Genomic DNA, 12,478 nt, shown 5'->3' with positions numbered 1-12,478 from the left:
AGGGTGCCGCCATGAACGACCCGATCCTCGTCCGCGAGATGGTTTACGACGACTGCGAGCGCGTCTCCGAAATCCGTATCCAAGGCTGGCAGCACGCCTACAAGGGCCTGATGCCCCAGCCGTACCTCGACGCCCTCAGCGTGAGCGAGGACGCCGAGCGGCGGCGTACGTTCTTCGTGCGCGCCGGGTCGGAGGTCGTCAACCTGATCGCGGAGCGGGCCGGCGAGATCGTCGGCTGGGCCTGTCACGGGCCCTACCGGGAGGGTGAGATCCGCACCGACGACGCCGAGCTGTACGCGATCTACGTGGACGTCGCGCAGTTCGGCGCCGGGGTCGGACGGGCGCTGCTGCGAGAGGCGGCAGGCAGGTGCGCCGACGCCGGACACCGGCGCATGTTCCTGTGGGTGCTCGAGGGCAACGACCGCGCGCGGCGGTTCTACGAGCGGGCGGGGTTCGCGGCCGACGGCGCCGAGGAGCCGTCCGACGTGGACGGCGTCGCCGTACCGGAGGTTCGGTACGTGCGGGAGCTGCTCGACTGACAGGCCTTCCGCTTCACCTCCGCCCGGTTCATCTCTGCTTCGGGATGCGCGCCAGCGCGTGCACCGCCGCCTCCGCGAGGGCCGGGTGCGCGAGGGCCTCGTTCAGGACCGGTGCCGCGCGCCGGTCGCCCAGCGTGCCCAGCGCCTCCACGCAGGCGAGCGCCACCCTTCGGTGGGGGTCGTGCGGTCTCAGGCGGCGGGCCAGGGTGGTGATCAGCGCGGGCACGGACTCGGGGGCGCGCAGCTGGCCCAGCAGCCTGACCGGGTGCAGGGCGTAGGCGACGCGCAGTTCGTTGGTCGCGAGGGCGGCCGCCGCACGGGCCGTGCGCGGGTCGCCGAGGCGGGCCAGGGCGTACGCGGCGGAGGCGCAGCGCTGCGGCTCACGGTGGTTGAGGAGGAGGACAAGGGCCTCGAAGGCCCGCCGGTCCCCCGCGAGTCCCAGCCGGAAGGCCGCCAACTCCCTTGCCCACAGCGGCTGTCCGGGTGCGGTGAGGACATCCGCCAGTTCGTCGAGGTCGTCGGTCGCCACGAGGTGTACGTACGCGGCGGACGTCCCCGACTCCCGCCGTAAGCGCTCCGTGAGTGATCGCAACTCTTCGTCCATGATGCCGAGATTAGGTGCGCGGGCGGACCGCGTGGGGCAGGATCCGGGGACGCACATCACAAAACCGGGGGCTGGCGCGCTCGTTACCCACCGGTTAAGCTCAGACGAGCGAGTTACCCACTCGCGTGTTTGCTTACGACGGCCTGGTGACGCAGCCGTCGTGAGTGCTGGTCGGTTCGGTACCTCGTGTACCGCAGTAGGACATCGGCTCGGGACAGGGCCGGTCGGATCCACCAACTCCTCGGGCGTGTGCGCTTTCGCAGCCCGGCAACACCCGCACTCCTTCTCGCACCCGGTGCGCCCCTCGGCGCACCCGCAGTGCTCCCAGTCGTCACCACCCTCATTTCTGGAGTCCCGCGATGGCCACTCCCCTGTCCCACACCTCTCCGTCCTCGCTCAGGACCGTCGCCGTGGTCGGCCTCGGCACGATGGGCACCGGTATCACCGAGGTCCTCACCCGCGGCGGCCACGAGGTCGTCGGCATCGACATCAGCGAGGCCACGGCCGCCAAGGCCGTCACCGCCCTGGAGACGTCGACCGCCCGTGCCGTGGTGCGCGGCCGGCTCACCGAGCAGGAGCGCGCGGACGTCCTCGCCCGCTTCAGCGTCTCCACCGACCTGCGCGACGCGGCCGACGTCGACCTGGTCATCGAGGTGGCGCCGGAGTCGTACGAGATCAAGCACCAGATCTTCCGCGCCCTGGACGAGATCGTGCGCCCCGAGACGATCCTCGCGACGGGCACCAACGCGCTCTCCGTGACCCGTCTCGCCGCCGACTCGGCGCGTCCCGAACGCGTTCTGGGCCTGCACTTCTTCAACCCGGCCCCGGCGATGAAGCTGGTCGAGGTGGTCTCGTCGGTGCTGACCGCGCCGCAGGCCGTCGCCGCGGTCACCGATCTGGCGGTCGGGCTCGGCAAGGAGCCCGTCGCGGTCGGCGACCGCCCCGGGTTCGTCGCCGACGGACTCCTGTTCGGCTACCTCAACCAGGCCGCCGCGATGTACGAGGCGAAGTACGCCTCCCGCGAGGACATCGACGCGGCGATGCGGCTCGGCTGCGGTCTGCCCATGGGCCCGCTCGCCCTGCTCGACCTGATCGGCATCGACACGGCCCGTACGGTCCTGGAGGCCATGTACGCCGAGTCGAACGACCGGCTGCACGCCCCGGCGCCCGTCCTGAAGCAGCTCAGCGAGGCGGGCCTGACCGGCAGGAAGTCGGGGCGCGGCTTCTACTCGTACGAGGCGCCCGGCAGCGCGACGGTCGTGGCGGACGCCCTGACCCCGCTCGCGGGCGCTGCCGAGACCCCCGGCCGCGCGGTCCGCTCCGTGGGTGTCGCCGGTTCCGGCACGATGGCGTCGGGCATCGCCGAGGTCTTCGCGAAGGCCGGGTACGAGGTGGTCCTCGCCGCCCGCAGCGAGGAGAAGGCGCAGGTCGCCAAGGCCAGGATCGGCAAGTCGCTGGCCCGCTCCGTCGACAAGGGCCGCCTCACCGCCGAGGCCGCCGCGCAGACGCTCGACCGGATCACCGCGGCGGGCTCGTACGACGCCTTCGCGGACGTCGATCTGGCCGTCGAGGCCGTCGCCGAGGACCTGGAGATCAAGCAGCAGCTGTTCGCGACGCTGGACAAGGTCTGCAAGCCGGGCGCGGTGCTCGCGACCACCACGTCCTCGCTGCCCGTCGTCGCGTGCGCCCGTGCCACCTCGCGTCCCGAGGACGTGATCGGCATGCACTTCTTCAACCCGGCGCCGGCGATGAAGCTGGTCGAGGTCGTCCGTACGGTGTTGACGGCCGACGATGTCCACTCAACGGTTCGTGAGGTCTGCGTCAGGATCAAGAAGCATGCCGTGGACTGTGGTGACCGAGCCGGATTCATCGTCAACGCATTGCTTTTCCCGTATCTCAACAACGCGATCAAGATGGTGCAGGAGCACTATGCGTCTCTTGACGACATTGACGCGGCGATGAAGCTGGGCGGCGGCTACCCGATGGGCCCGTTCGAATTGCTGGACGTCGTCGGGCTGGACGTCTCCCTGGCCATCGAGCAGGTCCTGCACCGCGAGTTCCGTGACCCGGGCCTGGCGCCCGCGCCGCTCCTGGAGCACCTGGTGGCCGCGGGCTGCCTCGGCCGCAAGACGGGCCGCGGCTTCCGCGAATATGCCCGGCGCTGACGGGCCCCGCGACAGGTCCGGCGACACGTCCGCCGAGAGGTCCGCCGAGAGGTCCGAACGCGGCTTCGGACGCGCCTTCGGACACGAGAACGACTGGGGCGGACTGCTCGGCCCGGCCTCGGCACCCCCGCCCACCCGGGGCGGGGGTGATCCAGGGCGTGCGCGCCACCCTGCGCACATGCAGTACGTTCGCTTTATGTCCCAGGCCGCCAAGTCCCCCCGAACCCCCGCCACGCCCGACGCTCCGGAGAGCGCCGCGGGCAGCCGCGCCGCCGCCCAGCGGCTCAAGATGCGCCGCGAACTGGCGGCCGCGGCAATGGAACTGTTCTCGGCCAAGGGCTACGAGGGCACCACCGTCGACGAGATCGCGGCCCGGGCCGGCGTGGCCCGCCGTACCTTCTTCCGGCACTTCCGTTCCAAGGAAGAGGCGATCTTCCCGGACCACGACGACACATTGATCCGGGCCGAGGCGGTGCTCAACGCGGCACCCGCGCACGAACATCCGCTCGACACCGTGTGCCGCGGCATCAAAGAAGTCATGAGGATGTACGCGGCCCGGCCGGAGATCTCGGTCGCCCGCTACAAGCTGACCCGCGAGGTCCCCACCCTGCGGGAAGCGGAGATCGCGTCGGTCGCCCGCTACGAACGCCTCTTCACCCGCTATCTCCTGGGCCACTTCGACGAGCACGCCCACGACGACGACGCGAACGACGACCCGCTGCTGGCGGAGGTCGCCGCGTCGGCCGTGGTCACCGCCCACAACCACGTCCTGCGGCGCTGGCTGCGGGCGGGCGGCCAGGGCGACGTGGAGGCACAGCTCGACCACGCCTTCGGCATCGTGCAGAAGACCTTCGGTACGGGCATCGGCATCGGGCGCGACACCCCACCCCGGTCGGTGCCGGCCTCGGTGACCTCGCAGGGGGAGGTGCTGGTCGCGGTCGCGCGGACCGACGCGCCGCTCGACGAGGTCATGCGGACCATCGAGCAGGCGCTGAAGGAACGGGCGTAGCCGGACAGCAGGAACGAGGCGGGTCGCGGTGACTGCGGCCCGCCTCTTCGCGTCCGCCGATCTACTCACCAGTAGCATTTGATCGATCATCGCTCATTTGTTACGTAAAGATTTCATTTGAGGTCAGTTTCTGGCACCCAGTGCCTTGTCACCTGACACGGGGTGCCATACCTTGAAGGTGTCCGGGCGGCCGGCGTGCAGAGACCATTCGTACGTCGGCTGTCCCCGCAATCCACGTGACTGCGCGCCCGGACGCCTGCGTCACAGGCAACCTCCCGCGCCACCACGCGCTGCCGGAAGCACCACCCGCCGAACCGACGGCACCTCTCACCCAACCCTCAGCAGCACCGACGTAACCCTCAGCGTCTTCCCTCGGACGCCATTCGCCGGAGGCACCACCGTGACCGTTAAGGACATCCTGGACGCGATCCAGTCGCCGGAGTCGACTCCGGCCGACATCGCCGCACTTCCGCTCCCCGAGTCGTACCGTGCGATCACCGTGCACAAGGACGAGACGGACATGTTCGCGGGCCTCGAGACCCGCGACAAGGACCCCCGCAAGTCGATCCACCTGGACGACGTCCCGGTGCCGGAACTCGGCCCGGGCGAGGCCCTGGTCGCCGTCATGGCATCGAGTGTCAACTACAACTCGGTCTGGACGTCGATCTTCGAGCCGCTGTCGACCTTCGGCTTCCTGGAGCGCTACGGAAAGCTCAGCGAGCTCACCAAGCGCCACGACCTGCCGTACCACGTCATCGGTTCCGACCTCGCGGGCGTCGTCCTGCGCACCGGCCCCGGCGTCAACTCCTGGAAGCCCGGTGACGAGGTCGTCGCGCACTGTCTGTCGGTGGAGCTCGAGTCCTCCGACGGGCACAACGACACGATGCTCGACCCCGAGCAGCGCATCTGGGGCTTCGAGACGAATTTCGGCGGGCTGGCAGAGATCGCACTTGTCAAGTCCAACCAGCTGATGCCCAAGCCGGACCACCTGTCGTGGGAGGAGGCCGCCGCACCCGGTCTGGTCAACTCCACCGCGTACCGCCAGCTGGTGTCGCGCAACGGCGCCGGGATGAAGCAGGGCGACAACGTCCTCATCTGGGGGGCGAGCGGCGGCCTCGGCAGCTACGCCACGCAGTTCGCGCTGGCCGGCGGCGCCAACCCGATCTGTGTCGTCTCCAGCGAGCAGAAGGCGGACATCTGCCGGGCGATGGGCGCCGAGGCGATCATCGACCGCAACGCCGAGGGCTACAAGTTCTGGGCCGACGAGCACAACCAGGACCCACGCGAGTGGAAGCGCTTCGGCAAGCGCATCCGCGAGCTGACCGGCGGCGAGGACGTCGACATCGTCTTCGAGCACCCCGGCCGGGAGACCTTCGGCGCGTCCGTCTACGTCACCCGCAAGGGCGGCACGATCGTCACCTGCGCCTCCACCTCGGGCTTCAACCACGAGTACGACAACCGCTACCTGTGGATGTCCCTCAAGCGCATCATCGGCTCGCACTTCGCCAACTACCGCGAGGCCTGGGAGGCCAACCGGCTGGTCGCCAAGGGCAAGATCCACCCGACGCTCTCCAAGGTGTACTCCCTGGAGGAGACCGGGCAGGCCGCCTACGACGTCCACCGCAACCTCCACCAGGGCAAGGTCGGTGTCCTGTGCCTGGCCCCCGAGGAGGGCCTCGGTGTGCGCGACCACGAGAAGCGCGCCCAGCACATCGACGCCATCAACCGCTTCCGGAACGTCTGAGAGTCGGAGGCCTTCGATGACTGAGCGCCAGAAAGACCGGCCGTGGCTGATGCGCACGTACGCCGGTCACTCCACGGCCGAGGCGTCCAACGAGCTGTACCGGCGCAACCTCGCCAAGGGCCAGACAGGTCTGTCGGTGGCCTTCGACCTGCCGACGCAGACCGGGTACGACCCCGACCACATCCTCGCCCGCGGCGAGGTCGGCCGGGTCGGCGTGCCCGTCTCGCACCTCGGTGACATGCGCCGGCTGTTCCAGGACATTCCCCTGGACCAGATGAACACCTCGATGACGATCAACGCCACCGCCATGTGGCTGCTGGCGCTCTACCAGGTCGTCGCCGAGGAGCAGGGTGTCGACATCACCACGCTCCAGGGCACGACGCAGAACGACATCGTCAAGGAGTACCTGTCCCGGGGGACGCATGTGTTCCCCCCGGGACCCTCGCTCCGGCTGACGACCGACATGATCTGCTACACGGTCAACCACATCCCCAAGTGGAACCCGATCAACATCTGCAGCTACCACCTCCAGGAGGCGGGGGCGACCCCGGTCCAGGAGATCGCGTACGCCATGTCGACGGCCATCGCCGTGCTGGACGCCGTGCGCGACTCGGGGCAGGTGCCCGCCGAGAAGTTCGGGGACGTCGTCGCCCGTATCTCCTTCTTCGTGAACGCGGGTGTCCGGTTCATCGAGGAGATGTGCAAGATGCGGGCGTTCGGGCGGATCTGGGACCAGGTCACGCGCGAGCGGTACGGCATCGAGAACCCCAAGCAGCGGCGCTTCCGCTACGGCGTCCAGGTCAACTCCCTCGGGCTGACCGAGGCGCAGCCGGAGAACAACATCCAGCGGATCGTGCTCGAGATGCTGGCCGTGACCCTGTCCAAGGACGCACGCGCGCGTGCCGTCCAGCTCCCGGCGTGGAACGAGGCCCTGGGGCTGCCCCGCCCCTGGGACCAGCAGTGGTCGCTGCGGATGCAGCAGGTGCTCGCCTACGAGAGCGATCTGCTGGAGTACGAGGACATCTTCGCCGGGTCGCACGTCGTCGAGGCGAAGGTGGCCGAGCTGGTCGAGGAGTCCCTCGCCGAGATCGACCGCATCCAGGAGATGGGCGGCGCGATGGCCGCCGTCGAGTCGGGCTACCTGAAGTCGAACCTGGTCGCCTCGCACGCCGAGCGGCGGGCCCGTATCGAGTCCGGCCAGGAGAAGATCGTCGGCGTCAACATCTTCGAGTCGACCGAGCCGAACCCGCTCACGGCCGACCTAGACGCGGCGATCCAGACCGTCGACCCGGCCGTCGAGGCACGGGTGGCCACGGCGCTGCGGGGCTGGCGCGACACGCGGTACCAGCCGCCGTTCAACCACCCGCGCCCGTGCAAGGCGCTGGAGCGGCTGAAGGAGGCCGCGAAGGGCACCGACAACCTCATGGAGGCCACCCTGGAGTGCGCCCGCGCCGGGGTCACGACCGGCGAGTGGGCCGGGGCCCTGCGCGAGGTGTTCGGGGAGTTCCGGGCGCCGACCGGTGTCTCGTCCGCGCCGGTCGCGGTGACCGCCGAGGAGGGCACCGCGCTGGCGCTGGTGCGCCGCAAGGTGGAGGTGACCGCGCGCGAGATGGGTGTCGGCAAGCTGCGCTTCCTGGTGGGCAAGCCGGGTCTCGACGGGCATTCCAACGGCGCCGAGCAGATCGCGGTGCGGGCCCGTGACGCCGGCTTCGAGGTGGTCTACCAGGGCATCCGGCTCACCCCGGAGCAGATCGTGGACGCGGCGATCGCCGAGGACGTGCACGGCGTCGGCCTGTCCATCCTGTCCGGCTCGCACGCGCAGCTGGTGCCTGACGTGCTCGAACGGCTCCGTGTGGCGGGCGCCACAGATATACCTGTCATCGCCGGTGGGATCATCCCCAATGGCGACGCCGAACTGCTCAGGGCCGCGGGTGTGGCCGCGGTTTTCACCCCGAAGGACTTCGACATCACCGGAATCATCGGCCGCATCGTCGACGAGATCCGGAAAGCGAACAAGCTCGACCCCCTGGAGGTCCCCGCATGACCACGCCCGTCAACCGTCTGCGCCCCCGGCGTTCCTGTCTCGCGGTCCCCGGGAGCAACCCCCGGTTCCTGGAGAAGGCCCAGGGCCTGCCGGCCGACCAGGTCTTCCTGGACCTCGAGGACGCGTGCGCCCCGCTCGCCAAGCCCGAGGCGCGGCACACCATCGTCAAGTTCCTCAACGAGGGCGACTGGACGGGCAAGACCAGGGTCGTACGCGTCAACGACTGGACGACGGAGTGGACGTACCGCGATGTCGTGACGGTGGTCGAGGGCGCGGGGCCGAATCTCGACTGCATCATGCTGCCGAAGGTGCAGACGGCGCAGCAGGTCGTGGCGCTGGACCTGCTGCTCACCCAGATCGAGAAGACGATGGGCTTCGAGGTCGGCAGGATCGGCATCGAGGCGCAGATCGAGAACGCCCAGGGCCTCAACAACGTCAACGAGATCGCGACGGCCTCCCCGCGCGTCGAGACGATCATCTTCGGCCCGGCCGACTTCATGGCGTCGATCAACATGAAGTCGCTGGTGGTGGGTGAGCAGCCGCCCGGTTACCCGGCGGACGCCTACCACTACATCCTGATGAAGATCCTGATGGCCGCCCGCGCCAACAACCTCCAGGCGATCGACGGCCCCTACCTCCAGATCCGCAACGTCGACGGCTACCGCGAGGTCGCGCAGCGCGCCGCCGCCCTCGGGTTCGACGGCAAGTGGGTGCTGCACCCGGGCCAGGTCGAGGCGTCCAACGAGATCTTCTCGCCGTCGCAGGAGGACTTCGACCACGCCGAGCTGATCCTGGACGCGTACGACTACTGCACGTCCGAGGCCGGCGGCAAGAAGGGCTCCGCGATGCTCGGCGACGAGATGATCGACGAGGCCAGCCGCAAGATGGCCCTGGTCATCTCGGGCAAGGGCCGCGCCGCCGGTATGCAGCGCACCAGCAAGTTCGAGATCCCGGAGGCGTGACGGCCATGCAGTTCGGACGCACCTACGAGGAGTTCGAGGTCGGGGCGGTCTACAAGCACTGGCCCGGAAAAACGGTCACGGAGTACGACGACCACCTCTTCTGTCTCCTGACGATGAACCACCACCCGCTCCACATGGACGTCAACTACGCGGAGAACACGACCGACTTCGGCAAGAACGTGGTCGTCGGGAACTACATCTACTCCCTGCTCCTCGGCATGTCCGTGCCGGACGTGTCGGGCAAGGCGATCGCGAACCTGGAGATCGAATCGCTGAAGCACGTGGCGCCGACCTTCCACGGCGACACGATCTACGGCGAGACGACGGTCCTCGACAAGACGCCCTCCCGCTCGAAGAACGACCGCGGGATCGTCTACGTGGAGACCAAGGGCTACAAGCAGGACGGCACGCTGGTCTGCGTGTTCCGCCGCAAGGTGATGGTGCCGACCGAGACGTACATCAAGGAGCGCGGCGGCGAACAGCCCGGCCGGCCCCAGCTCAAGGAGCAGGAGAAGTAGCCATGGCGCGACTCGCCCAGACCGCCGGTCTGACCGACGTCCAGCAGGAGATCCTGTCCACCGTCCGCGACTTCGTGGACAAGGAGATCATCCCGGTCGCGACCGAGCTGGAGCACCGCGACGAGTACCCGCAGCAGATCGTCGACGGTCTCAAGGAGTTGGGCCTGTTCGGTCTGATGATCCCCGAGGAGTACGGCGGACTCGGCGAGTCGCTCCTGACGTACGCGCTGTGCGTCGAGGAGATCGCGCGCGGCTGGATGTCGGTCTCCGGGATCATCAACACGCACTTCATCGTGGCGTACATGCTCAAGCAGCACGGCACGCAGGAGCAGAAGGACCACTTCCTGCCGAGGATGGCGGCGGGCGACATCCGGGGCGCGTTCTCGATGTCGGAGCCGGGGCTCGGCTCGGACGTGTCGGCCATCACCTCCAAGGCGGTCCAGGACGGTGACGAGTACGTCCTCAACGGCCAGAAGATGTGGCTGACCAACGGCGGTACGTCCACTCTGGTCGCCGTACTCGTGCGAAGTGACGAAGGACACCCGGAGGGGACCGCGCCCCACAAGTCGATGACCACCTTCCTGGTCGAGAAGGAGGCGGGCTTCGGTGAGGTCCGGCCCGGGCTCACCATCCCGGGCAAGATCGACAAGATGGGTTACAAGGGCGTCGATACCACCGAACTCATCATGGACGGACTGCGAATTCCGGCCAATCGGGTACTCGGTGGCGTCACCGGCCGAGGTTTTTACCAAATGATGGACGGTGTCGAGGTGGGCCGCGTCAATGTGGCGGCACGTGGCTGTGGTGTCGCTCAGCGTGCGTTCGAGCTGGGTGTCCAGTACGCCCAGCAACGCCACACTTTCGGCAAGGCCATCGCCCAGCACCAGGCGATCCAGTTCAAGCTGGCCGAGATGGCTACCAAGGTCGAGGCCGCCCATGCCATGATGGTGAACGCGGCACGCAAAAAGGACTCCGGCGAGCGAAACGACCTCGAAGCAGGGATGGCGAAGTATCTCGCCTCCGAGTACTGCAAGGAGGTCGTGGAAGACGCCTTCCGGATCCACGGCGGCTACGGCTTCTCCAAGGAGTACGAGATCGAGCGCCTCTACCGCGAGGCCCCGATGCTGCTGATCGGCGAAGGTACCGCCGAGATCCAGAAAATGATCATCGGGCGAAGGTTGCTCGAAGAGTACAAATTCCAGGGCTGATTGTCGGTTTCGGGGTGTTTTCTTGGAGAAGAAGATCACACCCCGTCAGCACTCTTCAGCCGTGGACTCGGCTTCCTGGCTTACCCAGTTGTGGCTGCGAGCCGCTACGATCGCCGGAAAGCCGCCGTCCCCTGATACAGCGCGGCATCATCCGCTACGAAGGTCATCCATGCCCCACAGCCAAACCTCTGCACCTCGCGACAGCCTGGCAGGCGTACGCCTGGCGCGCGGAGCATCGCCGTGGCTCCTCCCGACCGTCGCCACCGCAGCCCTCAGCCTGGTACGCGCGCGCAAGTCCGGCGCCGCCAAGGCCGTGGCCGTACCCGCCACCGCGCTGGCGGCGGGCATGCTGTGGTTCTTCCGCGACCCCGAGCGCGAGATCACCCAGGGCCGGGTCATCTCGCCCGCCGACGGAGTGGTGCAGAGCATCATGCCGTGGAAGGACGGGCGTACCCGCGTCGCGATCTTCATGAGCCCGCTCAACGTACACGTCAACCGCGCGCCTCTCTCCGGCACGGTGACGTCCGTCGAGCACATCCCCGGCGGGTTCGTTCCGGCGTTCAACAAGGAGAGCGAGAACAACGAGAGAGTTGTCTGGCACTTCGACACCGAGCTCGGTGACATCGAGATGATCCAGATCGCCGGTGCGGTCGCTCGCCGCATCGTGCCGTACGTGCCGCAGGGAACGAAGGTCGAGCAGGGCGAGCGGATCGGCCTGATCCGTTTCGGCTCGCGCGTCGACATCTACCTCCCCGAGGGTGTCGAGGTGGCCGTCGAGGTCGGCCAGAAGACGGTGGCAGGGGTGACTCGCATTGACCGTGATTGATCCCGAGACCCAGTGGGTGCCGGAGGCCGACGAGGTGGACGACGACGAGGAGGAGATGCCTCTTTCTCTCCGCCTCTCAATAGCGGACACCCTCACACTCGGCAACGCGACCTGCGGGTTCATGGCGGTGTACTTCACCACCACCGGCATCCTGATCCCGCACCTCACCGGCAGTGACGAGTCGGGCATGGCCCGTCACTCGGCGGCGTCCGCGGTGATCCTGATGCTGTGCGCGGCGGTCTTCGACCTCTTCGACGGCCTGGTCGCCCGCAAGCTGCGCTCCTCCCCCATGGGCGCCGAGCTGGACAACCTCTCCGACCTGATCAGCTTCGGTCTCGCGCCGGCGTATTTCGTGCTGGTGTACGGCATGGTCGCGGACGACGCGTACCAGAAGGTGGCCGCGGTCGGCGCGATCGTCGTCCTGCTCGCGGTGGTGCTGAGGCTCGCGAGATTCTCCTGTGTGACGGTGAAGGACGGCACCTTCCAGGGCATGCCGAGTCCCTTCGGCGCCCTGACGGTCGTCTCGATCGTGCTCCTCGAGCTGCCCTTCGTGGCCACGCTCCTGGCCATCGTGGGCACCGCCTGGCTGATGGTGAGCCGGGTCGAGTACCCGAAGCCGCGTGGTCCGCTCGCGATCGCGATGGTCTCCTGGATCGTCTCCGGGATGGCCCTCCTAGCGGCCTGGGCCTTCGACGCCCCCGGCGGCCAGCTCCTCCTCCAGACCGGCTGTGCCCTGCAGCTCGTCCTGGGCGCGGTGATCCCGCTGTTCGCCACGGCCCGCCGGGTGAACAACTTCCGCGGCAACCGCCGCGAGGCACGGGCGGCGCAGCTTCCGTAGCGGTGGCGATGACGCGGGTGT

The 12,478-nt window shown here is 68.4% G+C and carries 11 protein-coding genes; 10 read left to right on the top strand and 1 reads right to left on the bottom strand.

What is annotated here, in order from left to right; genetic code table 11:
* The first annotated feature begins 11 nt into the window (after nucleotides 1-11).
* Nucleotides 12-539, top strand: a complete 528-nt coding sequence (locus tag ABZ855_RS09170) for a GNAT family N-acetyltransferase (protein ID WP_360803365.1) — start codon at nucleotides 12-14, stop codon at nucleotides 537-539.
* A gap of 28 nt (nucleotides 540-567) precedes the next feature.
* Here ABZ855_RS09170 and ABZ855_RS09165 read toward each other — a convergent pair whose 3' ends face one another.
* Entirely contained in the window at nucleotides 568-1,143 is a 576-nt protein-coding gene (locus ABZ855_RS09165) for an adenylosuccinate lyase (RefSeq protein WP_319200839.1), read from the bottom strand.
* Between the two features lie 359 nt (nucleotides 1,144-1,502).
* On the opposite strand from ABZ855_RS09165, the gene ABZ855_RS09160 reads away from it, so the two are divergent.
* The 9 genes from ABZ855_RS09160 (at nucleotide 1,503) to pssA (ending at nucleotide 12,457) form a co-directional block, all read left to right on the top strand.
* On the top strand, nucleotides 1,503-3,308 hold the full coding sequence (locus tag ABZ855_RS09160; RefSeq protein WP_360803361.1) for a 3-hydroxybutyryl-CoA dehydrogenase: 1,806 nt from the start codon (nucleotides 1,503-1,505) through the stop codon (nucleotides 3,306-3,308).
* A gap of 178 nt (nucleotides 3,309-3,486) precedes the next feature.
* Complete coding sequence (locus tag ABZ855_RS09155) at nucleotides 3,487-4,317, top strand: TetR family transcriptional regulator (RefSeq protein WP_360803358.1); 831 nt, start codon at nucleotides 3,487-3,489, stop codon at nucleotides 4,315-4,317.
* A 400-nt stretch (nucleotides 4,318-4,717) separates the two neighbouring features.
* The gene (gene ccrA, locus ABZ855_RS09150; RefSeq protein ID WP_360803355.1) at nucleotides 4,718-6,061 is read left to right on the top strand and encodes a crotonyl-CoA carboxylase/reductase; all 1,344 of its coding nucleotides are present in this window, start codon (nucleotides 4,718-4,720) and stop codon (nucleotides 6,059-6,061) included.
* 16 nt (nucleotides 6,062-6,077) lie between these two features.
* On the top strand, nucleotides 6,078-8,105 hold the full coding sequence (locus ABZ855_RS09145) for a protein meaA (protein ID WP_360803352.1): 2,028 nt from the start codon (nucleotides 6,078-6,080) through the stop codon (nucleotides 8,103-8,105).
* Complete coding sequence (locus ABZ855_RS09140) at nucleotides 8,102-9,067, top strand: CoA ester lyase (RefSeq protein WP_360803349.1); 966 nt, start codon at nucleotides 8,102-8,104, stop codon at nucleotides 9,065-9,067. Before ABZ855_RS09145 ends, ABZ855_RS09140 begins: the two co-directional genes overlap by 4 nt.
* A gap of 5 nt (nucleotides 9,068-9,072) precedes the next feature.
* Nucleotides 9,073-9,585, top strand: coding sequence for a MaoC family dehydratase (locus ABZ855_RS09135; protein ID WP_319200831.1), 513 nt, complete (start codon nucleotides 9,073-9,075; stop codon nucleotides 9,583-9,585).
* A gap of 2 nt (nucleotides 9,586-9,587) precedes the next feature.
* Nucleotides 9,588-10,793 (top strand): acyl-CoA dehydrogenase family protein, encoded by a 1,206-nt coding sequence (locus ABZ855_RS09130; protein ID WP_360803346.1) that lies wholly within the window; start codon nucleotides 9,588-9,590, stop codon nucleotides 10,791-10,793.
* Nucleotides 10,794-10,962: 169 nt separating this feature from the next.
* Nucleotides 10,963-11,619 (top strand): phosphatidylserine decarboxylase, encoded by a 657-nt coding sequence (locus ABZ855_RS09125; RefSeq protein ID WP_360803343.1) that lies wholly within the window; start codon nucleotides 10,963-10,965, stop codon nucleotides 11,617-11,619.
* A 16-nt stretch (nucleotides 11,620-11,635) separates the two neighbouring features.
* A complete protein-coding gene (gene pssA / locus ABZ855_RS09120; RefSeq protein WP_319202232.1) occupies nucleotides 11,636-12,457 on the top strand; it encodes a CDP-diacylglycerol--serine O-phosphatidyltransferase in 822 nt (273 codons plus the stop codon).
* Nucleotides 12,458-12,478 lie beyond the last annotated feature (21 nt).

Source organism: Streptomyces sp. NPDC047042 (assembly GCF_040644035.1).
In the GTDB taxonomy this organism is placed as follows: domain Bacteria; phylum Actinomycetota; class Actinomycetes; order Streptomycetales; family Streptomycetaceae; genus Streptomyces.
The sequence above is the reverse complement of the archived record's forward strand: the minus strand, read 5'-3'. Positions and strand labels throughout refer to the sequence as shown.

Coding starts and splice junctions, on each gene's coding strand:
- ABZ855_RS09155 (WP_360803358.1), top strand. CDS start 3,487: ATGCAGTACGTTCGCTTTATGTCCCAGGCCGCCAAGTCCCCCCGAACC.
- ABZ855_RS09130 (WP_360803346.1), top strand. CDS start 9,588: ATGGCGCGACTCGCCCAGACCGCCGGTCTGACCGACGTCCAGCAGGAG.
- ABZ855_RS09160 (WP_360803361.1), top strand. CDS start 1,503: ATGGCCACTCCCCTGTCCCACACCTCTCCGTCCTCGCTCAGGACCGTC.
- ABZ855_RS09140 (WP_360803349.1), top strand. CDS start 8,102: ATGACCACGCCCGTCAACCGTCTGCGCCCCCGGCGTTCCTGTCTCGCG.
- ABZ855_RS09165 (WP_319200839.1), bottom strand. CDS start 1,143: ATGGACGAAGAGTTGCGATCACTCACGGAGCGCTTACGGCGGGAGTCG.
- ABZ855_RS09135 (WP_319200831.1), top strand. CDS start 9,073: ATGCAGTTCGGACGCACCTACGAGGAGTTCGAGGTCGGGGCGGTCTAC.
- ABZ855_RS09145 (WP_360803352.1), top strand. CDS start 6,078: ATGACTGAGCGCCAGAAAGACCGGCCGTGGCTGATGCGCACGTACGCC.
- ABZ855_RS09170 (WP_360803365.1), top strand. CDS start 12: ATGAACGACCCGATCCTCGTCCGCGAGATGGTTTACGACGACTGCGAG.
- ABZ855_RS09125 (WP_360803343.1), top strand. CDS start 10,963: ATGCCCCACAGCCAAACCTCTGCACCTCGCGACAGCCTGGCAGGCGTA.